Origin of the sequence: Streptomyces sp. ML-6, assembly GCF_030116705.1 — a bacterium.
In the GTDB taxonomy this organism is placed as follows: domain Bacteria; phylum Actinomycetota; class Actinomycetes; order Streptomycetales; family Streptomycetaceae; genus Streptomyces.
This window is the reverse complement of record NZ_JAOTIK010000001.1, coordinates 6037799-6062304: the sequence shown is the minus strand read 5'-3', so window position 1 is coordinate 6062304 and position 24506 is coordinate 6037799. Positions and strand designations below refer to the sequence as shown.

Genomic DNA, 24506 nt, shown 5'->3' with positions numbered 1-24506 from the left:
GCAGGACTCAGTCAGTTCAGGTCGAGGAAGTTCTCCAGGCCGAACGTGAGGCCGGGAGTGGTCACCACACGGCGGACGCCGAGCAGGATGCCCGGCATGAAGCTGCTGTGGTGCAGCGAGTCGTGGCGGATGGTGAGCGTCTCGCCCTCGCCTCCGAGCAGCACCTCCTGGTGGGCGAGCAGGCCCCGGAGCCGTACCGCGTGCACCGGGACGCCGTCGACGTCCGCGCCGCGGGCGCCGTCCAGGGCCGTGGTGGTGGCGTCCGGCTGATCGCCCAGGCCGGCCTTCCGGCGGGCCTCGGCGATCAGCTGCGCGGTGCGGGTGGCGGTGCCCGAGGGGGCGTCGACCTTGTTGGGGTGGTGCAGTTCGACGACCTCGACGGACTCGAAGTAGCGGGCGGCCCGCTCTGCGAACTTCATCGTGAGGACGGCGCCGATGGAGAAGTTCGGCGCGATGAGCACACCGGTCTCCGGGGAGCCGGAGAGCCAGGTGTTCAGCTGTGCGAGCCGTTCGTCGGTCCAGCCGGTGGTGCCGACGACGGCGTGGATGCCGTGCCGGATACAGAAGTCGAGGTTGCCCATCACCGATGCGGGGGTGGTGAGCTCGACGGCGACCTGGGCGCCGGTTTCCGCGAGGGTCTCCAGCTTGTCCCCGCGGCCGAGGGCGGCCACCAGCTCCATGTCGTCGGCGGTCTCGACGGCTCGTACCGCCTCGGACCCGATGCGGCCCTGGGCGCCGAGAACGGCCACGCGCAGCTTGCTCATTGCTCTGCTTCCTTACGGGTGGGGGTCAGGAGACCGCTTCGTCGAGGCGGTCGGCCTGCTTGTCCTTGAGCGGGCCGATGACGGAGAGCGAGGGGCGGTGTCCGAGGACCTCGCCCGCGACCTCGCGGACGTCATCGGGGGTGACCTGCGCCATCCGGGCCAGCATGTCGTCGACCGACATCTGGTCGCCCCAGCACAGTTCGCTCTTGCCGATGCGGTTCATCAGCGCTCCGGTGTCCTCCAGGCCGAGGACCGTGGAGCCGGAGAGCTGCCCGATGGCGCGGCCGATCTCCTCGTCGCTCAGTCCTTCGGACGCTACCCGGTCGAGTTCGTCCCGGCAGATCTTGAGGACGTCGTGTACCTGGCTGGGCCGGCAGCCCGCGTACACGCCGAACAGGCCGCAGTCGGCGAAGCCCGAGGTGTACGAGTAGACGCTGTAGGCGAGGCCGCGCTTCTCCCGTACCTCCTGGAAGAGGCGGGAGCTCATGCCGCCGCCGAGGGCCGTGCTGAGCACCCCGAGGGCCCAGCGCCGGTCGTCGGTGCGGGCCAGGCCGGGCACGCCGAGGACGACGTGGGCCTGTTCGGTCTTGCGGTTCAGCAGCTCCACCCGGCCCGCGGTGCGCAGGGAGCGGGAACCGGCGCGCGGGGCGACCGGGACGGCGTCGGTGCGAGACAGCGCGCCCGCCCGCTCGAACGCCTTGCGGACCTGGCGCACGACCGTGGCGTGGTCGATGTTGCCCGCGGCCGCGACGACCAGGTGGGTGGGGTCGTAGTGCTTCTTGTAGAAGCGGGCGATCCGGCCGCGGTCGAGCGCGTTGATGGTGTCGACGGTGCCGAGGACGGGGCGGCCGAGGGGGGTGTCGCCGAGCATGGTGTGGGCGAACAGGTCGTGCACGCAGTCGCCCGGGTCGTCCTCCGTCATCGCGATCTCCTCGAGGATGACGCCGCGCTCGGCGTCCACGTCCTCGGGGGTGATCAGCGAGCCGGTCAGCATGTCGCAGACGACGTCGATGGCCAGCGGCAGGTCGGTGTCCAGGACCCGCGCGTAGTAGCAGGTGTACTCCTTCGCCGTGAAGGCGTTCATCTCGCCGCCGACCGCGTCGATCGCGGCGGAGATGTCGAGGGCGCTCCGCCTGGCGGTGCCCTTGAAGAGGAGGTGTTCGAGGTAGTGCGTCGCACCGTTCAGGGTCGGGGTCTCGTCGCGCGAGCCGACGTTGACCCAGATGCCGAAGGTGGCGGAGCGTACGGAGGGCAGGGTCTCGGTGACGACCCGCAGACCGCCGGGCAGGACGGTGCGGCGAACCGTGCCGATGCCGTTGCTGCCCTTGAGAAGCGTTTGGGTACGGGCGACGGCCCGCGCCTTCGAGGAGGCACGGGCCGTCGTCACGGAACTACGGGACGTCACTTGGCGGCGTCGTCCTTCTTCTCGTCCTCTTCACCCTCGATGACCGGGATCAGGGAGAGCTTGCCGCGGGAGTCGATCTCGGCGATCTCGACCTGGACCTTGGTGCCGACACCGAGCACGTCCTCGACGTTCTCCACGCGCTTGCCACCGGCGAGCTTGCGGATCTGCGAGATGTGCAGCAGGCCGTCCTTGCCCGGCATGAGGGAGACGAAGGCACCGAAGGTGGTGGTCTTGACGACCGTACCCAGGTAGCGCTCGCCGACCTCGGGCATGGTCGGGTTGGCGATCGAGTTGATCGTGGCGCGGGCGGCCTCGGCGGCCGGTCCGTCGGCGGCACCGATGTAGATGGTGCCGTCGTCCTCGATCGTGATGTCGGCGCCGGTGTCCTCCTGGATCTGGTTGATCATCTTGCCCTTGGGGCCGATGACCTCACCGATCTTGTCCACCGGGATCTTGACGGTGATGATCCGCGGGGCGTTCGGGGACATCTCGTCCGGGACGTCGATGGCCTCGTTCATCACGTCGAGGATGTGGAGGCGGGCGTCGCGGGCCTGCTTCAGCGCGGCGGCCAGGACCGAGGCGGGGATGCCGTCGAGCTTGGTGTCGAGCTGGAGCGCGGTGACGAACTGCTTGGTGCCGGCGACCTTGAAGTCCATGTCGCCGAAGGCGTCCTCCGCACCGAGGATGTCGGTGAGGGCGACGTAGTGGGTCTTGCCGTCGATCTCCTGGGAGATCAGGCCCATGGCGATACCGGCGACGGCGGCCTTGAGGGGCACACCGGCGTTCAGCAGCGACATGGTGGAGGCGCAGACCGAGCCCATGGACGTCGAGCCGTTGGAGCCCAGCGCCTCGGAGACCTGGCGGATCGCGTAGGGGAACTCCTCGCGCGTCGGCAGCACCGGCACGATGGCGCGCTCGGCGAGCGCGCCGTGGCCGATCTCGCGGCGCTTGGGCGAGCCCACGCGGCCGGTCTCACCGACGGAGTACGGCGGGAAGTTGTAGTTGTGCATGTAGCGCTTGCGGGTCACCGGGGAGAGGGTGTCCAGCTGCTGCTCCATGCGGAGCATGTTGAGGGTGGTGACGCCCAGGATCTGGGTCTCGCCACGCTCGAACAGCGCCGAGCCGTGCACCCGCGGGATGGCCTCGACCTCGGCGGCGAGCGTACGGATGTCCGTGACGCCGCGGCCGTCGATGCGGACCTTGTCCTTGATGACGCGCTCGCGGACCAGCTTCTTGGTCAGCGCGCGGTACGCGGCGGAGATCTCCTTCTCGCGGCCCTCGAAGGCCGGGAGGAGCTTCTCGGCGGCGATCTCCTTGACGCGGTCGAGCTCGGTCTCGCGCTCCTGCTTGCCGGCGATGGTGAGCGCCTGGGCCAGCTCGGGGGTGATGGCGTCGGCGAGCGCCTCCAGCACGTCGTCCTGGTAGTCCAGGAAGACCGGGAACTCACCGGTGGGCTTGGCGGCCTTGGCGGCGAGGTCCGACTGGGCCTTGCAGAGGACCTTGATGAACGGCTTCGCGGCCTCCAGGCCGGCGGCGACGACCTCTTCGGTCGGGGCCTCGGCGCCGTCCTTGACGAGCTGGATGGTCCGCTCGGTGGCCTCGGCCTCGACCATCATGATCGCGACGTCGCCGTCCTCCAGGACGCGACCGGCGACGACCATGTCGAAGACGGCGTCCTCGAGCTCGGTGTGCGTCGGGAAGGCGACCCACTGGCCCTTGATCAGGGCGACACGGGTGCCGCCGACGGGGCCGGAGAAGGGCAGGCCGGCCAGCTGCGTGGAGCAGGAGGCGGCGTTGATCGCGACCACGTCGTACAGGTGGTCGGGGTTGAGCGCCATGACCGTCTCGACGATCTGGATCTCGTTGCGCAGGCCCTTCTTGAAGGAGGGGCGCAGCGGGCGGTCGATCAGGCGGCAGGTGAGGATCGCGTCCTCGGAGGGCCGGCCCTCACGACGGAAGAAGGAGCCGGGGATCTTGCCGGCGGCGTACTGCCGCTCCTCGACGTCCACCGTGAGGGGGAAGAAGTCGAGCTGGTCCTTGGGCTTCTTGGAAGCGGTGGTGGCCGACAGCACCATGGTGTCGTCGTCCAGGTACGCGACGGCGGAGCCGGCGGCCTGCTTGGCCAGGCGGCCCGTTTCGAAGCGGATGGTGCGGGTGCCGAAGGTCCCGTTGTCGATGACGGCCTCGGCGTAGTGGGTCTCGTTCTCCACCAGTGTTTTCTCCGATACATATCGTCTTCGCGCCCCCACGCCCGTGTGGCGGGGGACGGTGGCGGAGAAGCCCTCCATCGGCGGGCCGGTCTTCGATCGAAGCACCCGGGTCGATGAGTCCGGGGGCCACTACCGAGGACCGGCGGCGGGGAGGTCTGCTTCTCGCTCGTCTGTCAGGTCGTTCTCCGACCAGGTTACTGAGATTCGGTTCAGCTTGGCATGCCGGTCGTACGGAGACCCGTCACTTCCCGTGCATGCGCGCATACGCACAATCGTACGTACAGCAAAGGGAGCGGCCCCCCTCAGTGGTGGGAACCGCTCCCTTCACGGCGTCTTACTTGGCGCCGCCGGCCGCACCGCGGCGGATGCCGAGGCGGTCGACCAGGGCACGGAAGCGCTGGATGTCCTTCTTGGCCAGGTACTGCAGCAGGCGGCGACGCTGGCCGACCAGGATCAGCAGACCACGACGGGAGTGGTGGTCGTGCTTGTGGACCTTGAGGTGCTCGGTCAGGTCCGAGATGCGACGGGAGAGCATCGCGACCTGGACCTCGGGGGAGCCGGTGTCGCCTTCCTTCTGGGCGAACTCGGACATGATCTGCTTCTTCGTAGCGGCGTCGAGCGGCACGCGTACTCCTCTTTGATGTTCGATGCGCCCACGAGTGCCTCTGATCCTGATCGCAGAGGAGCTTCCATGACTCGGGGGCGAAGGTCCGATGAGCGCAGATCCCAGGATGATCCGGAAGCGCGTACACAAACGGCCGTCACACAGCGTACCAGCCCCGCGGAGCCGGTCCGGTCGGCGGGTCTGCCTGGGCCGATCGGCCGGTGGCCCGGGCGGATCGGCGGGTCGGCCGGGGCGGATCGGCCGGTGACCCGGGCGGATCAGCCGGTGAGGGACCGGATCGAGCGGTAGAGGTCGAAGACGGCGAGGCTCAGCGGGATCAGGGTCAGCAGCACGAACGTCTCGGCGATCTCCAGGAAGCGTCCCCAGAAGGGGGTGACTCCCTTGCGCGGCACGATCAGCCCGATGGCGGTGATCAGCGCGGCGCCGCCCGCGACGGCGGCGGCGAGCCAGATCGTACGGATGCCGAGCGCGGAGCCGTCTCCCGCGGCGGCCTCGCGCAGCAGGTCGGCCGGGGGGTCGAGGGACAGGCCGAGGCCCAGGAGGACGAGCGAGCCGAGGCCGGCCGCCAGGGCGCAGCCGACCTGGGCCGTGTAACGGAACAGGTGGGAGCGCATCAGCATGGCGACCCCGGTGGCGAGTGCCAGCAGCCGGGCCCAGGTGTTGTCCGAGAATCCCAGGACGGCCGCGGCGCCCACGGCCACCAGGGCGCAGCCGCCGACCAGGCCGACGAGCAGTTCGTGGCCGCGCCGCGCGCGGGCGGCGATGCGCTCGGCGTCGACCGGGCCCGATGCCGCCGGTTCGGACGTCCCGTAGTCGCCGACGGTGGTGCGGGGCGGTTCGAAGCCGATGGGGAGGCGGGCGAAACGGGTGGAGAGGCCGGGCAGGAAGGCGAGGACGCCCACGGAGAGCGGGGCGCACACCGCCGCGGCCTCGGCGGGCTCCATGCCGGTCGTGATCGCGACGAAGGTGACCAGCAGGCCGATGGCGGGGGCGAACACGAACGCGACGAAGACGCCGTCCCCGCCGGGGGCGGCGATCATGAGGATCACCGCCGCCACCAGTACGGCGGCGCAGGCGAGCAGGAACTGGAGCCTGCCGATGCCCTGGCCCGCGGCGGGCGGGAGCAGTCCGGCACCGGCGACCGCCGCGTTCGCGAGCGCGCCGATCCCCAGGGCCGTGCACGATCCCGGGTCGTCGTAGATCCGTGCGCGTACGCAGGCCAGGGCAAGGGCGAGCAGGGCGACGACGGCGGCGAGGACGCCGGGCAGGCCGTGCATGTCGTGCCGGGCGTCGGAGGTCCACAGCACGAAGCCCAGCAGGACCAGCAGGACCGACCCGCCGAGGAGCCCGGCCGCGCGGGTGAGGCCGTCGCCCCAGAGCGTGCGGTCCCGGGCGACGGCGGTGGCGACGGCGTCGGAGACGTCGTCGAAGACGGCGGGCGGCAGGGACTCGGAGAAGGGGCGCAGGGCAAGCAGTTCCCCGTCGAGGATCCGCTGCCCGGCCAGGGTGCGGCCGCTGTCGAGGACGGTGCCGTCGCGGCGCACCAGGTGGTAGCCGACCGGGGCGCCCCGGTCGGGGCTCTGTCCCGACAGCCGGAGGATCTCCGGGTACAGGTCGGCGACGGCGATGTCCTCGGGCAGTGCCACGTCGACGCGGCCGTCGGGTGCGACGACCGTGATCCGGCAGAAACCGGTTCCGTTGCCGACCGGGGCTCCGGGTCCCGGCCCGCCGTGTCCGGTGGTTGCCGTTCGGGCCGTCATGGTCACCTGTTGCTCCCCCTCGTGGTTCCGCGGAACGGTCCCGGGTGCGCGGTCCCGCGCTCTCGCCGGAACTGGCCGTTTCCTTGCCGTCGTTAGCGAATGCTTACACGCGTCGCGCCACCCTACCGCCCTCCGGTGATCCCGTACGCCAGTAGGATCCTCCCTCGGACAGGGCCCGTCGCCACGGGGGCGGCGATACGAACAGCTCTTTCCGGCAAGGGAATTGGTGATCCGTGAGTCAGATCGTCGTCAAGCGCCCACCGCGAGCCCTGCCCTCCGAGGTTCCGGATGAGCAGGTGCAGTTGCAACCCCCGCCCGAGCTGCCGCGCGGTCAGCAGGAGGGGATGCTGATGCAGCTGCTGCCCATGCTCGGCATGGGTGGCTCCGTCGTGTTCTTCTTCATGACCCCGAACCCGATCATGCGCATCATGGGCATGATCATGATCGCGTCGACGGTCGCCATGGCCATCGCGATGATCGTCCGGCTCCGGCGGGGCACCCAGGGTCAACTCGCGGACTTACGGCGCGACTACCTGAAATATCTGACTCAAACCAGACGGTCCGTGCTGGAGACGGCGCGCAAGCAGCGCGACGCGCAGTTCTATCTCCACCCGTCCCCGGACCAGTTGTGGGCGCTCGTCGCCGAGGGCAGCCGGGTGTGGGAACGCCGCGTCGGTGACGCCGACTTCGCGCAGGTGCGCATCGGCCTGGGCAGTCAGGAACTCGCCACCCCGCTCATCGCTCCCGAGACCGCGCCGGTGGACGAGCTGGAGCCGCTGACCGCCGGGGCGATGAAGCGGTTCCTGAGCGCCCACAGCACGCTGGACGGCCTGCCCATGGCGGTCTCGCTGCGCGCCTTCTACCACCTGACCGTCAGCGGCGAGGCGGAGTCCGTCCGTTCCACGGCCCGTGCGATGGTCGGCGCCCTCGCCTCCCTGCACTCCCCCGAGGACCTGGTCCTCGCCGTCGCCACGGGGCAGGACGCCGCCCCGCACTGGGACTGGGCGAAGTGGCTTCCGCACGTCCAGGCGCCGGGCCTCGTCGACGGGGCCGGCAGCCGTCGGCTGATCACCACCGATGTCGCGGAGCTGGAGGAACTGCTCGCGGGCCCGCTGGAGGGCCGGCCGCGTTTCCAGCCCGACGGCCAGCCGCTCATGGACCGACCCCATGTCGTCGTCGTGCTCGACGGCCGCTCCGTGTCGCCGGTGTCGGCCCTCGCCGCGGCCGAGGGGCTCCAGGGCGTCACGGTCATCGAGCTGGTGCCGGGTGAGATCGACGGGGGGCGCGGCGGCCTGTCCGTCGTGGTGCACCCCCGTTCGCTGCGGCTGGAGTCCGGGCACGGGCTGGTCTACGAGGGCCTTCCCGACCTGCTCGGCCCGGAGGCCGCCGAGGCGCTGGCCCGGCAGCTGGCGCCGCTGCGCGCGGCCTCGGGCGGGGACGACGACGAACCACTGCTCGCCGACCTGGAGTTCACCGATCTGCTGAACCTCGGTGACGCGGCCTCGATCGACGTCGGCAGGACCTGGCGGGCCCGTTCCCGTACGGAGCGGCTGCGCGTCCCGATCGGCGTCGGCGAGGACGGCGGCCCGGTGATGCTGGACCTGAAGGAAGCGGCGCAGGAGGGCATGGGGCCGCACGGCCTGTGCGTCGGCGCCACCGGTTCCGGCAAGTCCGAGCTGCTGCGCACGCTCGTGCTCGGCCTCGCCGTCACCCACACTTCGGAGACGCTCAACTTCGTCCTCGCGGACTTCAAGGGCGGTGCCACCTTCGCCGGCATGGCGCGGATGCCCCATGTCGCGGCGGTGATCACCAACCTCGCGGACGACCTGACGCTGGTCGACCGGATGGGCGACTCCATCGGCGGCGAGCTCAACCGCCGTCAGGAGATGCTGCGCGACGCGGGCAACTACGCCAACATCCACGACTACGAGAAGGCGCGCGCGGCGGGCGCCCCGTTGCAGCCGATCCCCTCCCTCGTCCTGGTCATCGACGAGTTCAGCGAACTCCTCACGGCCAAGCCCGACTTCATCGAGATGTTCGTGCAGATCGGACGCATCGGCCGTTCGCTGGGCGTCCATCTGCTGCTGGCCTCGCAGCGTCTGGAGGAGGGGCGGCTGCGCGGTCTGGAGACCTATCTGTCGTACCGGGTCGGGCTGCGCACCTTCTCGGCGGGCGAGTCCCGGGCGGCGCTGGGCGTGCCCGACGCCTACCACCTGCCCAACGTGCCCGGTTCCGGCTATCTGAAGTACGGCACGGACGAGATGGTGCGTTTCAAGGCCGCGTACGTCTCCGGGGTGTACCGCTCGGGTGCCCGATCGACCGCGCCCTCCGGGCCGCTGCCGGTGGACCGCAGGCCGGTGGTGTTCACGGCGGCTCCGGTGCCGGTGCGGTACGTGCAGCCGGATCCGGCGGGCGGGGCCGGTGTGCCCGATGCGCGCAGCCCGGAGGACGACGCCCTGGCGGACACGGTGCTCGACGTGATCGTGGGCCGGCTGGAGGGCCGGGGCGCCTCCGCGCACCAGGTGTGGCTCCCGCCGCTGGACAACCCGCCGTCGCTGGACGAGCTCCTGCCGGGGCTCGCCCCGGTCGAGGGCCGCGGGCTGACCCGGCCCGGCTTCGAGGGGGCGGGGCGTCTCGTCGTGCCCCTCGGTGTGGTCGACAAGCCGTACGAGCAGCGGCGCGACACGCTCTACCGGGACTTCTCCGGGGCGGCGGGCCACATGCAGATCACCGGTGGTCCGCAGTCCGGCAAGTCCACGCTGCTGCGCACCCTCGTCGCGGGCTTCGCGCTCACCCACACGCCCCAGGAGGTCCAGTTCTACGGGCTGGACTTCGGCGGCGGTGGCATGGCCTCGGTCTCCGGGCTGCCGCACGTCGGTGGGATCGCCTCCCGGCTCGATCCGGAGCGGGTGCGGCGCACGGTCTCCGAGGTGTACGGGATCATGGCGCGGCGCGAGGAGTACTTCCGCAGCGCGGGCATCGACTCCATCGCCACCTTCCGCAGGCTGCGGGCGCGCGGCGACATCCCGGTCACGGACCAGCCGTGGGGCGACGTCTTCCTGCTCGTCGACGGCTGGGGCAGCTTCCGTACGGACTACGAGGGGCTGGAGGCCGCCGTCGTGGACATCGCGGCGCGCGGTCTCGGGTACGGCATCCACCTGGTCGTCACGGCGTCGCGTTCCATGGAGGTCCGGGCCAACCTCAAGGACCACCTGATGAACCGGCTCGAACTGCGGCTCGGTGACGTCATGGACTCCGAGCTGGACCGCAGGGCGGCGGCCAACGTGCCGGCCGGTGTGCCCGGTCGTGGTCTCACGCCGGAGAAGCTGCACTTCATGGCCGCGGTACCGCGGATCGACGGCATCAACTCCGACAGCGACCTCTCCGAGGCCACGGCGGCCATGAACCGGGAGGTCGCCCGGCACTGGACCGCGGCGCCCGCCCCGGCGGTCCGGCTGCTGCCCCGCGAGCTCCCGGTGCGCGAGCTGCCCCCGGGCCACGCGCATCCGGAGCGGGGCATCGCGTTCGGCATCGACGAGAACAACCTGGAGCCGGTCTTCCTCGACTTCGAGCGCGACCCGTTCTTCCTGGTGTTCGGGGAGAGCGAGTCCGGCAAGTCCAACCTGCTGCGCCTGCTCATCAAGCAGCTGAGCGAGAGGTACGACGGGAACGTCTGCAAGTTCTTCGTCATCGACAACCGGCGGACGCTCCTGGACGCCACCCCCGCGACGCACCTTGCGGAGTACGTGCCCATGTCCAACAACATGGAGCACCACGTGGACGCGCTGTACAACCTGATGGAACGCCGCACGCCGTCGCCCGATGTCACGGCGCAGGAGCTGCGCGAACGCAGCTGGTGGAGCGGGCCGACGGTGTACGTCGTCATCGACGACTACGACCTGGTCTCCACGGCCGCCGGGAACCCGCTGGCCAGGCTGACGGAGATGCTGCCGTTCTCGCGTGACGTCGGGGTCCGGTTCATCATCGCCCGCAGCACGGCGGGGGCCGGCCGGGCCCTGTACGAGTCGTTCATGCAGCGCGTCATGGAGTTGGGCGCGCAGGGCCTGATGCTCTCGGGCGACCCCGCCGAGGGGGACGTCCTCGGCAACGTGCGACCGCGCCCGATGCCCCCGGGGCGCGGGGTGTTCGTCACGCGACGGCGGGGGAATCCGCTGGTGCAGTCGGGGCTCATGGACGGGGACCGGTAGCGCGGGGCGGGGTTGCTGGGCGGGGCACGGTTACGGTCGGAACGACTGGCCGTGCCCATCCCCACCCCCACGCTTCCTGCCTCTGGCGCCGGCACGCAGCCGCCGTTGCGGCTGCCGCTCACAGGACAGAAGAGATTCCCGAAGCCCGGTGCTCCGGGCATACACCGAAGGGTTCCGCGCATGGCATGGGCCGAGTGGGAGCAACTGAAGGCCGACGCAGCCGACAGAGGCAGCACGCAGATGCAGCTCAACAAAGCCGGACCTGCGGGCAGCGGAAGAAAACAGGGCGACCTCGTGGTCAACCACACCGACCTGTCGGCCGTCCGTGAAGAGGCCTCCAAGTTGCATGGCCGGTTATGGAAAGAGGCCCGTGTCGCGGTTCCCATCAGCGAGACAGCGGCCAGCGACCTCACCACTCAGGGCCTCGAACTCGGCCGCGCCCTCCAGCACGTGGCGGATCGGTGGGACAAACAACTCAAGTCCCTCAGCGACGCCTGCGGGCACATATCGAACCACATGGACTTCACCAAGTACGTACACGACGGAGACGATCAATACGTAAGGAGCAGTGTCAGCAGTATCGCCACCCTCGACCAGGGATTCGACGACGACTACGCACCCAAAGGCAAGCGGAACAAGGCGGACAACTGATGGATCTCGAGACCCTGCGCTTCGCCAAGTTCGGGCTGCTGGACGAGGCCATCAGTGACTGGTCAACCACGGTGACCAACCTTGCCACTCTGGAGAAGGACGCCCGAGAAGGCCTCAAGGCCAAGGCCGACAAGGCGAACTGGGCAGGCGGAAACGCCACTGTCACCAGGGAGTTCGTCGGCAAGACGGTGCACGAGTTCAATGACGCCCACAAACAGGCCAAGTCCTTGTGGAACATCCTCAAGGACGTACGTGACGAGCTGAAGGACTACCGCAGCCAGCTCGACCAGGCCCTGGAACGCGCGCGGGGAAAGAACCTGACGGTCACCACCACCAGCGGTGGAGGGTTCACGGTCACGATGAACATCATCCACCCGGACCGCGCGGCCAAGGGAACCACCGTCCCCGACCACAGCCAAAGTGACGTCACCGCTCTCCGGGACGAGATCCAGAAGATCCTCGACAAAGCGACCGAGAGCGATCACACAGCTGCAGTCGCCCTCAAGGCACTCGCGGACCAGGCGGACCTCGGGTTCACTGGCGCGGAGTACAAAGACCGGGACTCTGCGGCCGAGGCGATCAAGAAGGCCGACCAGTTGTCCGCGATCGCGAAGAAGGACCCGGAAGATCTCACCGTCAAGGAATTCGACCAGCTGAATGCTGGACTCAAGAAGATGGCTGGCGACGAGTTGTTCACCGCCCGCTTCGCGGAAAAGCTGGGAGCCAGGGGGACGTTGGATTTCTGGGCAGGGTTGAACGATCCCCGCGGCTCCTATGACCTGCGGCAGGAGAGGGGCAACCAGTACGACGAGCTGCAAAAGAATCTGAGCCTCACGCTGGCTACCGCCACCCAGAGCGACAGTCGGGGAATGATGGACTGGAAGCGCGAGATGGTAGATCTCGGCAGCCAGCCTATTTCGAAGACCTCCGGCACCCTGGGCTTCCAAGTGATGAGCAACCTCATGCGCTGGGGGAACTATGACGACAAGTTCCTCACCAGCTATGGAAGCGAGCTGATCAAGACCGAGAAGAAGCTCACCGACAACGGGAGCCACGGCGCCTGGGCACGCATGGGAGCGGATCCCCTTCTCAATCGCACCGGCTCTGACTCCGGATCAGACCCGATGACCGGGTTCATGAAAGCTCTTTCGAACAATCCCGACGCTGCCACCGAATTCTTCAACGACACCTTCGTGACGAAGGATGAGGATCACGACTTCGAAGAAGACGCTGACAAGAACGGGAAGAACGAGAAGAGGGAACTCAGCAACTTCGACTACCTCTTCGGTGAGCGGGACTGGCCAAAGGACCAGAATGACAAAGGCGACGAAAGCGTCACTGGCCGAAACTCCATGGCCTTGGCTCTGGAAGCGGCGACGACCGGCCACCCGGCGGGCGAAATGCCTACGGCGTTTACGCCTGCGCACAACGCGGACCAGGCGGCACTGACGAAGAGCGTGATCGAGGCCGTCTCGGAAAAGCCTGAGCTTCTGAGCGACCACGGTTACATGTCCGACAGCCTCGGACAGATCGCAGCAGAATATATGCCGGATATTCACCGGTCACTGAATGCGAACCGGGAGGGCCAGGAGAATCTCTTCCCAATCGCAGGATCTGCGGCCTCGATCAAGGAGAGCGACACGACACGCTTCCTCTACATGCTGGGCAGAAACCCCGAAGGATACGCGGCGGTAAATGTTGGACAGCACAGCTATACGACGCACCTGATGGAGTACCACTTCCGTAACCCGGACGCATTTATCAATGATCCGGAATTCTCCAAGATGGACAATCTGAAGCAAACAATCATATCGACTGCCGAAGTGGCCGGAGAGATCCAGGGAACCATTGGCGCAGGTCGCTCATATGAGGGAGAAATGGAGGGAGGCGCCAAGGACACCGATTACAACGAGGCGATCAAGACCACGAGTACCTGGCTCGGCAGCACTGTCGGCATCGGCGTCGGGATCGGCACGGCCCCGATGATCGGTCCGGGAGGAATTATCACAGGAGGCATGGCCGGGACTGCTGCGGATGAAATCATCGGAGCATTCACGGAAGGCATGATGAAAGATAGTTCCGGGGAGGTAATCTACAGCAACGGCCAAGAGATGGATGCAACGAAGGAATCGACTTACAAGCTGGTCGAGAAGGCTGCGGAGAAAGCCGGCGAGCGGTCAGGGAACCCCTCGCCGCACATTGTTGCTTCCGTGGCACCCGCAGCAGAGGAGGGGTTCAACAACGCAAGCACCAACATTCGTTCCTCCCTCGATGGCGAAGGGATGCCAAGGAAGCTCGAGGAGAAGAAGTAATGAACAAAAGCAAGGTGCGTATTCTCGCAGCAAGCCTAGCTGCGGCTACAGCTTTGGGGGTCGGCACCGCCTACCTACTTGAAATCCCGCCATTCGAAGGCATCGGGACCATCGAGGCAGGGAAGGTGTGCAAGAATCTCGGCTCGTCGGATAAAGTCATTCCCGCTCTCAGAAAAATAGCCCCACGCAAACCTGATTACTCGTTCATCGAACAGCAAAACCAGGGGCTAGCCACCTATTTTTCCGGCTGTCATGGCGGGGCGGAAGACACGGAATTCCTCGTTACCCGAACCGAGTACACGGCGCTGGGTGGCACCTTCGAGAGTTGGGTCAATGGACCGGCAAGCAAAATGGTCGATACAGAGGACCCGAAGAATTTCGACAGGTTCGATACCGCCACGGACACATGGGGAGTCGTGTCGAAAAGCAAGGCAGCAGTATCCGTCCCCTGCTTCCCTGACAAGAAGCAAAGTCTCACCACCATTGTTCTATTGTGGTATTCGGCGGAGCCGGACAGAATCAAAGACCGGTATCGCCAAGAACTGGTCGACCTGGCCACCAGTACGGTCGAATTCGCCCACAAGGATGCCGGCTGCACCGCCCCTTTCAAAACGAACTAAGGGGATGTCCAATTTTCCGGAGAAGAGTGGAAAGAGCTGTAGCTTTCACAGCTTTTGCGAGCCTCGCGCTCGTGAGCTGTTCAGACGAGGCAGAGCGCGAGTACAGCGTACCGAACTCCCTGTGCAGCACATCAGTATCGACCAAATTATTGTCCCCCTTTCTCCCTCCCGAGAAAAAGGTGTCAGAGAAATCCTTGACACCCGCAGACGGGGTCGTGCGCTGTCAAGTTCTGGTGGATGGCAAGGTCGCGTTGGTAGTCAGCCAGGAATGGTGGAGCGACAAACCCAGCCTCACAGAAATCGCACAGGGGCAAGCTTACGTAGAGCTCGAGCATTTCTCGGATGACGGAAGGTACATCCATTCTGAGCGGGGCGCGGTCGGGAAGGCGGAGTGCGCGAAACCGATAAAACCCGGAAGCGAGCTATTCACAGTAGTGCAAGTACCCGAACCTGGTAGAGCGAATGCCGACGCGATCAAGAACCTCATCACGGCATACACGCAGGCCATGAGCTCATCGGATCAGTGCACGCGCAATGATTGAGCTGATTCAACCCACGAGGTCCGTCCGGGCTCCAGGGCCGCAACGAAGGAATACGGCCAGCCCGGGATCATCTGGGCCGATCCCTTGCCACGGCCGTAGGTGTGGCAGAACAGCCGGTCCGGACTGGTGGCAGCATCCGGCCGCAGCCAGTTGCTGACATCGACGGCCAGAACGATCCGCCCGTCCGCCGCCCGCGACAGCGGCAGACCTGCCACCGTCCTGCGCAACCGCGCCACATCCAGCCGCCCGCAGTTCAACCCGCCGTACGAAGCCCCATGCCCGCGCCGGTGCTCAGGAGCGAGTGTCAGCTCGACCAGCGACTTCACCGGACCATCCGTGCACAGCAGAGCATCGACCAGTTCGAACAGCTCGTCGCCCCGCATGTCCAAACAGTCGTAGAGGCCCCGGCGAAACCCGGACGACACACTCAACGGGTCGACGCGAGCGACCCTATCCAGCACACTCATCCTCACGGCCGTTCTGTGACACTTCGAAGCTCGACACTCCAAAGAATCACGGGCGGCCGTACCCGTTGTCAGGTAAACACCGAACCCCGACAAGAAACGATCTTGCTGGGATTAAACGCCAAGCTGAGGAATGTCCACCCAGCCAGCTTTGATCGACGCAAGCAGCGCGGACAGGCCGACGCTGCTGGTGGTGAGTATGACGTTTGGCCCGTCACTCTCTCGCAGCCGGAACGTGCCATCAGACGCTCTGGCGACATTGACGCAGTTCGCACCCTCGGTGCTGTATGAGGACTTCTGCCAGTTGTACTCGGACATGAAATGGCCTCTCAGAGACTTCTCGCAATTTTATGGACGAAGTCACGGCTTTGCGCAGGGCTGAGCGCACAGCTCTCCATGCGGTCCAGGACTGATCTGTAGCGCGCGAGCTGCGCCTCGGCTTCGAGGAAATCACAGCCGTGATCGGAATCCAGCACAACAGTGTCCAGCTGTGGCACCTGCCCCGCGACGTAGGTGATCGGCTGCCCAGCAGCAGGGAAATCCTGGCGCTCAAAGGGAATCACTCGGACTGTCACGTTGTCCTGCTCCATCATCGCGGCCATGTGAAGCAACTGCGCCCGAGTGACCTCGGATCCACCGAAGCGCATACGCAGCGCTGCTTCATGAACGATGGCGGTGTAGGGCAGTGCAACCTCCCGGAAGAGCACCGCTTGGCGCTTGACTCGGAAAGAAGCGCGATGCTCGATTTCATCGGGTCGCAGCTGAGGAACACTCTGCCTGAAAACTGCTCGCGCGTGCTCCAGCGTCTGTACCAGTCCTGGCATGGAGACGACTACCCCCACACGCATCGAGGTCGCCCAGTGCTCACACTCAGCCACCTCGATCAGTCCCGCAGGCAACAGCTCGCGGTACTCGTCCCACCAGCCGCGCTCTCGGCCGCCTGTCATCTCTGCCATGGCATCCACCAGAGCGACGTCATCGCATGAGTAGCTGTTCGCCATGGCACGCACTCGCTCAGCGCTCACCGCGTAACGCCCGGCTTCGATCATGCTCATTCTCGCCTGTTGTACGCCGACGCGCGCCGCAGCCATCGTCGATGTGAGACCAGCCCGCTCTCGCAGCTTGCGCAGTTCGGCTGCCAGGCGCCGCTGCCGCAGCGTCGGAGGCATCACCCGAGCCACCCGAACCCACCTCCATTCACACTGGCGTTCCATCCGTCACTCACACGACGGGACGTCTAAACTCTCCCCGCAACCCGTACCTGCTGGGCCCCCGGGACGGGGCTGGCTCTGCTCCAGGGTGCAACGACAGCGCCCCTGCCTCGCGGCAGGGGCGCTGTGGTGTGCTCGGCTCGGTGTACGGGACACAGCTCGGGGTGGGCACCTCCCGTGCGTGCCCACCCTGAGCTGTTTTCGCCGAGTTCTACTCGAAGTTGGCCCTCGCCCGCTTGTCGCCGGCTTGGTACGCGGCACCGGCTTCGCGCACCTTGCGGGAGATCTCGCTCAGGGCGCTGTGAATCGCCGTGGCGTCGTTGTCCCAGCCGCGCTGAGCGGCGTCGTAGGCGCTCTTGGCCTCGCCCACCCAGAGCTCGGACACGTTGGTGATCATCCGCTTGATGGACGCGAGGTCCTCCTGGAGCTGCTTGCTCTGCCGCTCGATGGCGCCGGCCGCGAGATCCAGGCTCGAATAAGTGACAACCATCGTGCCGTCGGGGTTGCTCGACATGCGGTCCTCCCGTGTTATCTAGTGATCCAGGTTTGGCGTGAAGACGTCGTACGTGGTTCAGGTGTCGTACGTGATGCGGGCGTCGTGCGGGATGCAGACGCCGTGTGCGGTCCAGGTGCTGTCTGTGGTGCGGGCACTATGTGTGGTGCAGAGGTTGTACGTGGTGTGGGCGTGACCGGGTCAGAACTTGTTGAGGTTCGAGGTCCTGGCCTCGGCGGTCGCGTCGCCCGAGTAACCGCCGACGACGTCGACGCCTTGCAGGGCCTGCCGGACCTCGTCCTCGGTGTTGCCCGAAATGGTGCGCGCCGCCTTGATGGCCTCCTGGAAGTTGAGGAGCCGGTGGGCGATGCTGACCATCTTCCGGTTGACCTCTTCCTGCTTGGTGTTGAAGGCACCGGCACCGATGCCCTTCCAAGCGCCCTCCAGGCTGTCGATCGTCGCCTGAAGCGTCTTCAACTGCCCCTTCACGGAGTCGAACCGCGTGGAGAGCTCGCCCTCCAGCTTGAGGAGAGCGGCATCCGAGAGCTTCTGATCAGCCATGTTTCGGCTTCCTTTCTGGTCTGGTGGTCTTGCTCGGTCGTCCGGTCCGGCTCACTCGCCGGCAAGTAGTACGGGTGAAGGGCCTGCGGCCGGTCAGACGGCGCGGCGCCTGCGGACGAGGACGAAGGCCCCGCCGCCCAGCACGACGACCGCCGCCACTCCGCCGAGGATCAGCCCGAGTCGGCTGTCGTCGCCCTTCTCGGCACCGGCAGTGGAACCCGCCATGGCGGTGTCGCCGGCCTTCTCGTTCTTCTCACTCTTCTCCGGCTGCGACGAGGCCGATGCGGAGGAGCCCGGGACCCCGGACGTCCGCTCCTTGGTGAGGGGACTGATGTCGGGGTCGCCGGGGTCACCCTTGCCCCTGAGGAGGTTGACGGCCGGTCGGATGATGCCGTGGCCGAGGTAATTGCTGAGGGTGCCCTTTTTCCAGTCTCCTCGCCCAGCCGTGTCGAAGAGGACATTGAGGACTTGGTTGGCCGTCCATTCGGGGTGGGCGGACCAGATCAGGGCGGCTGCGGCGGATGTGATGGCGGTAGCTGCACTTGTTCCACCATTTCCCTGGCAATACCGCTCAAACTTCTGGTCGCACCAGAACGGCACATCATTCCCGGGTGCGGCAATATCCACAAAATTGCCGTGCTGGGAAGTATCAGACACCTTACCCGTTCGATCGGTTGCGGCAACACCAACAACTTCTGGATACGCGGCAGGGTACTCTTCCTTGTTTCCCTTCTTGGCTTCATTGCCAACGGCCGCGAAGAAAAGTTTCCCTTTACTTTGCGCGTACGTTACTGCTGCTCGCTCTTCCCTTCCCGGGAAATCACTGCCGAACGACATACTGATGATCTGCGCATCACTGTCCGCTGCGGCACGAATCGCATCCGCAGTATCATTAGCGTTCACTGAATGCGTATTTTGGAACTCTGTATCAGTGATTCGCATAGGGACGATCTTCGCGCCTGGAGCAAGGCCTTGCAGTCCTCCGCCCTTACCCGTCCCCGCAATCAGCTCAGCCATGGTCGTGCCATGCCCGTCATAGTCGTCGTACTCATCGCCGTCAGCTCCTGTGGCGTCAAGCCCTTTCAGAACCTGCCCCTGCAAGGATGGCGTCGATGGGTTGACACCGGAGTCGATAACAACGACCTTGATGCCTTCGCCCGTGGCAACCTTCCACATCTCCTCCGCACGCATGGCGCTGAGGTACCACTGCTTCGACTGCACGTCTGCAGCGGCCGCGGGGGGAGCGAAACCTGAGAACCCCCCGCTCCAGGCAGCGGCTGCAACCATTGTGCCAAGCAGGCAACCTGAGACTCCGAAAGGCGCGCGACGCTTCCGGGTCTGACTCATCTCCGCTGTCATCCTGACTTCCGAGCCTTCCCTGTACCTACTCGATCACCAGCGGTGCGACTTCGCGCCGTCCGGCCCCTATGCATCCCGGTTCTCCGTCAGGTGGTCAGGACGCGAGATACCGGCGCTCTGGTCCTCGCCCTCGAAATCCCGTCGGCCTGCAGGCTCTCGCACAAGGCCTTCACCTCCGGTGGTGAAGCCCTTTGCGCCCGAGCCTGCTCCTGGAGCGCCCCTGCGGGGTGTACCCACGACACCGTTCGAGCTGGGAGCGCCACTCCCGCTGGGACGAGGTGCTCTGTTCGTTTCGCCGACTCCGATAACCGCACCTCGTGGAACACCACGAGTCTTTCCAGACACGCCTGCACCCGAAGGGGTGCGCTGCGGGGTTCCGCCCACGATGCCGCTTGCCCGACCAACAGGCGGACCAGGAGGTCTGGGGGTACCTGCTGCAGATCCGCCTCCGATCACGCCGGGCCGACCAACAAAAGGTGACTGACTTCCGTTCCCACCAGGACGTTCGGGCGTGCTTGCAGTCGGGCCACCCCCCAGCATGGGTGGACGCCCGACCGGAGTTCCGGTGCGCCCATTCGCCACAGGTCTGCTGTTCGCAGGACCACTGTTTCCGGGATGCCCAATTGTTCTGGGCAAGCCAGTTGACGTCGGAGATCGTCGCGAACTATCTGCCACAGGGTTCACGAAGCTATCCGCTATGGGCAGAGCCGGGCCTGTACTCGGGGCCGTAGGGTTTATGGTCAGCGGTGCAGGGGCCGTGTCGGGAACTACCACAGGAGCTTTCGGCACGGTCACACTGTCGATCTCTGTCGAGGTGCTTTTGTCCGGCACGGGTACAGTGCCGAATATCCCAGCGGGAGCTTGACCGTCAGGAGCACCGACACTGACCGAGCTACCTGCAGGGGCGTACTCCAGACTGCTGGATGTCACGCCTTCCCTCAAAGCGTCGACACCTGCCTGCGGTGAGGTCCCTGCATCATCTTGCCCACGCCTCCGACCCCTTGGCCTCGGCATCGCAACATCGAGCTTCTTCTCGAATCGCGGCGGCTCCTGCGCCGCCAGCGTCTCCGCCGAGACCGCGTAGTACGAAGCCAGCCTGTTCGCCTGGTTGATGGCCTCCTGGCGGTCCTTCTCGACCTTCACCGCCTCGGCGTATTCCGGGTTGCCGTCGATCCGCTTCGGGGTCTCGATCTCCTCGACGCTCTTTCGCACCAGGCGGCTGTCGCGCGGGGGCAGGGATTTGCGTACCGATGCGAGGCCCGTGCCCGCGACCGTGATCTGGGTTCCTGCCGCCTCGGCGAAATCTCCCAGCTTCATCGCGTGGGCGACCAGGCCGTTGCCCCAGTCGCGGAAGGCGGTTCCGGACTCGCCCTCCCAGTCGACGCCCTTGATGAAGTCGCCCAGTTCCTTCGCGGCGCTCTTGATGGCCGTCCTTGCCTTCAGGAGCGCCGTGCCGGCTTCTTCGAGGTGCTCGGGATCGGAGCTCTCGATCAGGTCGATCATCGCGTTGAGCTCGTGTCCCTCGAACGAGGTACGTCCCGAGGGGCCCGAACGCCCGGGGCTGAAAGCCTCCATGATGTTCTGGGCCTGCCGGTTGATGTCAGTGGCGATCAACTGGCCCTGGATGTGTTGCTGGTCCTGTGCCCGCTGTTCCTTCGAGGGCAGTTCCGGTTGCCTGGTGTCACTCATCAGTCATCTCCAGGTCGTCGTAGGCGGAGCCGACCTTGCCGTCGGAACGCGGCTGCTCGACCTTGCCATCCCTCTCCGCCCCCGTCTTCGCCTGCGCCTCCCGCTCCTTGTCCAGGCGCACCTGGATCTCGTAGAACCGGCGCCGCGTGTCGTCGTCCACGTTGTCGAAGCCGACCGCCGCCGCGTGCACGCCCAGGCTCAGGTACTCGATCTGATCGCCGAGCGACTTGGAGAGCGAGACGAGCGCGTCGTGGACGCGGTTGTACTGCGCGTACAAGCCGTCTGCTTCCGCAAAGCAGGTGTTCTGGCCACTCAGGGCGGCGCGCGACACCGTCTGTGCCGCGATCTTCGTCCTGCCGCCCGCCGAGCCCTCGAGTTCCGCAAGGAGCGTGTTGACCCGCCCCCTGAATTTTTCCAGCGCGCCGACACCGCGCCGGAGGTCACCTGGACCGGTCACGATCCCGCCCTCCCCGTTACCCCGTTGCCCCGTTTGCTCAGACCGCCACTCGTTGCTATCGCACCTTCGTGAACGGATCTGACGCCATGCCACGAACTCTAACCACTGGCTATGACAGGACCAACTCTCTTCTTTTCTCCGCGAGTTGCACCGATCAATTTGCGCCTGACTCCAGGTCAGGAATTGTCCGAGCCGCCCGCACCCGCCACACCGGCCGCTCCGACCCGGCGTGCGGACCGTCGTCGGGCATCGCGTACGGCCACGGCGGTGCCCGCGATCGCGGCGACCAGTACCGCGCCGCCCACCACCACGTAGGTGGCCAGGCGGGCGTTGCGTTCGTCCGCCGTTTCGCCCAGCTGGAATTCGGCCGGTGTCGGTGCCTCGCCCCGGCTCATGCCCTCGTTCGCCACCGGCTGTTCGATGGGTTTGTCGTCCTCGGTCAGGGCCCGTACCGGGTCCACGACGCCCCAGCCCACCAGGCGGTCGCGGCCGGCGATCGAGCGTTCCGCCGTCTGCTGGATCTGGGCGACGATCTGCTTTCCCGTCCAGTCCGGGTGCTTGGCCTTGATGAGGGCGGCTACTCCCGCGACGTAGGGGGCCGAGAAGCTGGTGCCGTTGTCGGAGCAGTGTCCGCCGTCGGGGACCGTCGAGATCATGTCCACGCCGGGGGCGGCCACGCCCACGGACTCGCTGGACTGGGAGAAGGCCGCCCGTTCGTTGTTGCGGTCCGACGCGGCCACGGCCAGGACGCCGGGGTACGAGGCCGGGTAGGTCTCCTTGACGTTGCCGTCCAGTCCGTCGTTGCCCGCGGAGGCGACGATCACGACGCCCTTGGCCAGGGCGGCGTCCACGGCCTGTCTCAGGGAGTCCGCGGGTTTCACCGCGTCGGCCGTGTCCTGGGAGATGTTGATGATGTCCGCGCGGGCGGCGCCGGCCGCGTAGTGGATGGCGGTGGCCAGGGTTTCGGCCGTTCCGTTGCCCTCGGCGTCGTTCTGCTGGATCGGGATGATCGTCGCGTCCGGGGCCAGGCCGGTGAAGCCGGTGCCCTTCGCTTCTCGCGCGGCGATGATTCCGGCGACCTTGGTGCCGTGGCCGACCGAGTCGCTGGTGCCGTTCTCCTTGCCGCGCGCGATCTTGTTGCCGTTGTCGTCCTTGAGGTCCTTCTTCAGGAAATTGCGGCCGCTCCTGGTGTCCACGGCGTCCTTGAGCTGGGGGTTCTTGATGTCCACGCCGGTGTCGATGACGGCCACCCGCACCCCCTTGCCGGTGGACTGCTTCCACAGCTCGTCCAGCAGGACGCGTTGCAGCGACCAGGGGCGGCCCGCGTACTTCTCCGAGGGGAAGCCGCACTGTGCCGAGCCGTCCGCGGCGGCGGGCGGGACGGGCAGTGTGACGAGGAGGACGGCGGTGGCGGCTGCGGCCGTCGGCCAACGCCGGTACGGGGAGGAGAGCTGCGTCTTCATGGGGCGGCGCTCCTCAGGAACCCTGCGGCTGGCGGGCCGCGCCGGTCGACAGGCGGGGGCCCGTGGGCAGGAACGAGGACCAGGCGGCCGGGACGGGCGCGGGCACGACGCCCTTGTACCCGAGCCGGTCCTGCGCCTGCTGTGCCTCCTGCCGCCGCCGCTCCCGCTCCTTCTTCGAGCCCGATTCGCCGATGCCGGAATCGTCCCGGGCGCTGTCGCCGTTGGACTGCATGGCGTAGCGCAGGCCGGTGTCGGTGACCAGGAAGAGCGGGCCGGAGTCGACGTCGGCCCCCTTGAACTGGCGGAACAGTTGTCCGGATCCGGGGGTGACGTAGGCGCTGCTGGAACCGGTGGGGAGCGTCGCGGGGAAGCCCGTGCCCGCCCAGGTGCTGAGCGTGCCGGCGCCGTCCTTCGTGGCGACGTCGCGCAGAACGTTGCACACGGTGTCGCGGCTGCCGGGCGCGTCGCTCGTGGAGTTGACGACCTTCGGCGCGTGCGTGGGCCAGTCACGGTCCTGCCCGAAGGCCTCGCCGGGTTCGAACGCTCCGGCGCTGACGTGCCTCGCCCTGCCGTCCTGGCCGAGGTCGACCAGGGAGCGGCTGCTGAGCAGGAGGTTCGCGACGAAGTCCGACACGGGGGCGACCCGGCCGGGCAGGACCACGTACTGCTGGGTCCTGGTGCCGGATTTCGCCGCGAGGACCATGCCCACCTTGTCGGCCCCGGGCGGCAGCCGCCCCGGGACGCCCGCGTCGACGCCGGGGGTATCAGGGAGGGCCGGGAAGTCGATCGCGTCCCCCTTGTGCAGGGTGTCCAGCCAGGCGGCGGAGACCCGCTGGGGGGCGCGGTCGCGGTCGATCAGGGTGCGGAGCAGGAGTTCGTCCTTCTTCACTTCGTACGCCTTGCCCGCGGCGTCCACGATGTAGCGGGTGCGGTCCGGCCCCGGGCCCTCGACGTACAGGAGCTCGCCGCCGTGCAGCCGGTTCGTGCCCTCGACCTTCCGCTGATCGCGCTCCGCGAGGACGAACGCCGCCTTCTGGATGGCCCTGCCGCCCTGGCCGGGCTGCTCGCAGACGGCCCACCGCTTCTTCGAGCCGGCTTCCTTCCTGTCCGGCAGCCGGTCGGGGGCGTACGGGATGCCCAGGGTGGCGCCGTGCGGGATCTTCCCGTTGTCGAGGACCGCTTCCTCGACCTTGATGACCTTGTCCTTGCCCGGGGCGAGGAGGAGCCTGGCGGAGGACATGTTCAGCACCGGGTGGAGCTGCTTCTTGCCGTCGGTCTTCAGCACCACGTAGCGCGTGGTGGACTTGCTGGCGATGATGACGTTCTCGTAGGGGGTGTCCCACTTCGGGGGTGCCACGGGTTTGAACATTCCCCAGGCCCCGAACCCCGCGAGGATCACGACGCCGACGATCGCCCCGGGCACCACCGCGCGCAGGGGGCGCGGCGCACCCTCCTCCGAACCGGTGGAGTTGGGTTGCAGGAACTGTGCGACCAGCCTCCGTTTCGCGAAGGTGTAGGCGTTGAGTTCGTCCCGCCGTGATGCCATCTGTACCGCTGCCCCTTTTCCCCCGGTGGGCGACCAAGGTTGCCACACACTCCGTCAGCAAACGTCCTCGGCCGGGCTCCCCACTATGCCCGTAGGCGTTCGCCCGCCATCGCTCGGGTTAGGGTGATCGCCCGGTCAACTCCCGTGAAGAGAAACGGTAACCGGG

18 protein-coding genes and 1 pseudogene are annotated in these 24506 nt (G+C 67.0%); 4 read left to right on the top strand and 15 right to left on the bottom strand.

Annotation, left to right across the window (positions count from 1 at the left end):
- Positions 1–11: 11 nt before the first annotated feature.
- The 5 genes from dapB to eccD all read right to left on the bottom strand — a co-directional run bounded on the left by dapB (position 12) and on the right by eccD (position 6764).
- Complete coding sequence (gene dapB / locus OCT49_RS26895; protein WP_283854373.1) at positions 12–764, bottom strand: 4-hydroxy-tetrahydrodipicolinate reductase; 753 nt, start codon at positions 762–764, stop codon at positions 12–14.
- Positions 765–789: 25 nt separating this feature from the next.
- Positions 790–2169 (bottom strand): M16 family metallopeptidase, encoded by a 1380-nt coding sequence (locus tag OCT49_RS26890; RefSeq protein ID WP_283854372.1) that lies wholly within the window; start codon positions 2167–2169, stop codon positions 790–792.
- On the bottom strand, positions 2166–4379 hold the full coding sequence (locus tag OCT49_RS26885) for a polyribonucleotide nucleotidyltransferase (RefSeq protein WP_283854371.1): 2214 nt from the start codon (positions 4377–4379) through the stop codon (positions 2166–2168). Before OCT49_RS26885 ends, OCT49_RS26890 begins: the two co-directional genes overlap by 4 nt.
- Before the next feature lie 334 nt (positions 4380–4713).
- Positions 4714–5004: a 30S ribosomal protein S15 gene (gene rpsO, locus OCT49_RS26880; protein ID WP_093548425.1), complete on the bottom strand. Its 291-nt coding sequence runs from the start codon at positions 5002–5004 to the stop codon at positions 4714–4716.
- 257 nt (positions 5005–5261) lie between these two features.
- The gene (gene eccD, locus OCT49_RS26875) at positions 5262–6764 is read right to left on the bottom strand and encodes a type VII secretion integral membrane protein EccD (RefSeq protein ID WP_283854370.1); all 1503 of its coding nucleotides are present in this window, start codon (positions 6762–6764) and stop codon (positions 5262–5264) included.
- Between the two features lie 233 nt (positions 6765–6997).
- Here eccD and eccCa point away from each other — a divergent pair, with 233 nt between their 5' ends.
- The 4 genes from eccCa (at position 6998) to OCT49_RS26855 (ending at position 14555) form a co-directional block, all read left to right on the top strand.
- Positions 6998–10972, top strand: a complete 3975-nt coding sequence (gene eccCa / locus OCT49_RS26870) for a type VII secretion protein EccCa (protein ID WP_283854369.1) — start codon at positions 6998–7000, stop codon at positions 10970–10972.
- A 180-nt stretch (positions 10973–11152) separates the two neighbouring features.
- Positions 11153–11623, top strand: coding sequence for a hypothetical protein (locus tag OCT49_RS26865; RefSeq protein ID WP_283854368.1), 471 nt, complete (start codon positions 11153–11155; stop codon positions 11621–11623).
- Positions 11623–13935: a DUF6571 family protein gene (locus tag OCT49_RS26860; RefSeq protein ID WP_283854367.1), complete on the top strand. Its 2313-nt coding sequence runs from the start codon at positions 11623–11625 to the stop codon at positions 13933–13935. Before OCT49_RS26865 ends, OCT49_RS26860 begins: the two co-directional genes overlap by 1 nt.
- Positions 13935–14555 (top strand): hypothetical protein, encoded by a 621-nt coding sequence (locus tag OCT49_RS26855; protein ID WP_283854366.1) that lies wholly within the window; start codon positions 13935–13937, stop codon positions 14553–14555. Before OCT49_RS26860 ends, OCT49_RS26855 begins: the two co-directional genes overlap by 1 nt.
- Positions 14556–15081: 526 nt before the next feature.
- On the opposite strand, the pseudogene OCT49_RS26850 reads toward OCT49_RS26855, so the two are convergent.
- From OCT49_RS26850 to eccB, 10 genes and pseudogenes are all read right to left on the bottom strand, one after another.
- Positions 15082–15564, bottom strand: a pseudogene (locus OCT49_RS26850) (transposase); the annotation flags it as partial.
- 111 nt (positions 15565–15675) lie between these two features.
- The gene (locus OCT49_RS26845; protein ID WP_283854365.1) at positions 15676–15879 is read right to left on the bottom strand and encodes a DUF397 domain-containing protein; all 204 of its coding nucleotides are present in this window, start codon (positions 15877–15879) and stop codon (positions 15676–15678) included.
- An 11-nt stretch (positions 15880–15890) separates the two neighbouring features.
- A complete protein-coding gene (locus OCT49_RS26840; protein WP_283855959.1) occupies positions 15891–16730 on the bottom strand; it encodes a helix-turn-helix domain-containing protein in 840 nt (279 codons plus the stop codon).
- Between the two features lie 253 nt (positions 16731–16983).
- Positions 16984–17286, bottom strand: coding sequence for a WXG100 family type VII secretion target (locus OCT49_RS26835; RefSeq protein ID WP_283854364.1), 303 nt, complete (start codon positions 17284–17286; stop codon positions 16984–16986).
- Positions 17287–17466: 180 nt separating this feature from the next.
- Positions 17467–17826 (bottom strand): WXG100 family type VII secretion target, encoded by a 360-nt coding sequence (locus OCT49_RS26830; RefSeq protein WP_283854363.1) that lies wholly within the window; start codon positions 17824–17826, stop codon positions 17467–17469.
- A 93-nt stretch (positions 17827–17919) separates the two neighbouring features.
- On the bottom strand, positions 17920–19185 hold the full coding sequence (locus OCT49_RS26825; RefSeq protein ID WP_283854362.1) for a S8 family serine peptidase: 1266 nt from the start codon (positions 19183–19185) through the stop codon (positions 17920–17922).
- Between the two features lie 66 nt (positions 19186–19251).
- Entirely contained in the window at positions 19252–20874 is a 1623-nt protein-coding gene (locus OCT49_RS26820; RefSeq protein ID WP_349632807.1) for a hypothetical protein, read from the bottom strand.
- A complete protein-coding gene (locus OCT49_RS26815) occupies positions 20867–21334 on the bottom strand; it encodes a DUF2563 family protein (protein WP_283855958.1) in 468 nt (155 codons plus the stop codon). The genes OCT49_RS26820 and OCT49_RS26815 overlap by 8 nt, the downstream gene beginning before the upstream one ends.
- Positions 21335–21507: 173 nt before the next feature.
- Positions 21508–22794 (bottom strand): type VII secretion-associated serine protease mycosin, encoded by a 1287-nt coding sequence (gene mycP, locus OCT49_RS26810; protein WP_283854361.1) that lies wholly within the window; start codon positions 22792–22794, stop codon positions 21508–21510.
- Between the two features lie 13 nt (positions 22795–22807).
- Positions 22808–24340 carry a type VII secretion protein EccB gene (gene eccB / locus OCT49_RS26805; protein ID WP_283854360.1) on the bottom strand — a complete coding sequence of 511 codons (1533 nt, stop codon included), beginning with the start codon at positions 24338–24340 and terminating at the stop codon, positions 22808–22810.
- Between the last annotated feature and the right edge of the window lie 166 nt (positions 24341–24506).

Excerpts from the sequence above, each read along its gene's own strand:
- OCT49_RS26835 (WP_283854364.1), bottom strand. The coding sequence starts at position 17,286 with ATGTCGAGCAACCCCGACGGCACGATGGTTGTCACTTATTCGAGCCTG.
- OCT49_RS26830 (WP_283854363.1), bottom strand. The coding sequence starts at position 17,826 with ATGGCTGATCAGAAGCTCTCGGATGCCGCTCTCCTCAAGCTGGAGGGC.
- eccB (WP_283854360.1), bottom strand. The coding sequence starts at position 24,340 with ATGGCATCACGGCGGGACGAACTCAACGCCTACACCTTCGCGAAACGG.
- OCT49_RS26825 (WP_283854362.1), bottom strand. The coding sequence starts at position 19,185 with ATGACAGCGGAGATGAGTCAGACCCGGAAGCGTCGCGCGCCTTTCGGA.
- OCT49_RS26860 (WP_283854367.1), top strand. The coding sequence starts at position 11,623 with ATGGATCTCGAGACCCTGCGCTTCGCCAAGTTCGGGCTGCTGGACGAG.
- eccD (WP_283854370.1), bottom strand. The coding sequence starts at position 6,764 with ATGACGGCCCGAACGGCAACCACCGGACACGGCGGGCCGGGACCCGGA.
- OCT49_RS26845 (WP_283854365.1), bottom strand. The coding sequence starts at position 15,879 with ATGTCCGAGTACAACTGGCAGAAGTCCTCATACAGCACCGAGGGTGCG.
- OCT49_RS26855 (WP_283854366.1), top strand. The coding sequence starts at position 13,935 with ATGAACAAAAGCAAGGTGCGTATTCTCGCAGCAAGCCTAGCTGCGGCT.
- dapB (WP_283854373.1), bottom strand. The coding sequence starts at position 764 with ATGAGCAAGCTGCGCGTGGCCGTTCTCGGCGCCCAGGGCCGCATCGGG.
- mycP (WP_283854361.1), bottom strand. The coding sequence starts at position 22,794 with ATGAAGACGCAGCTCTCCTCCCCGTACCGGCGTTGGCCGACGGCCGCA.
- OCT49_RS26840 (WP_283855959.1), bottom strand. The coding sequence starts at position 16,730 with ATGCCTCCGACGCTGCGGCAGCGGCGCCTGGCAGCCGAACTGCGCAAG.
- OCT49_RS26865 (WP_283854368.1), top strand. The coding sequence starts at position 11,153 with ATGGCATGGGCCGAGTGGGAGCAACTGAAGGCCGACGCAGCCGACAGA.
- OCT49_RS26820 (WP_349632807.1), bottom strand. The coding sequence starts at position 20,874 with ATGAGTGACACCAGGCAACCGGAACTGCCCTCGAAGGAACAGCGGGCA.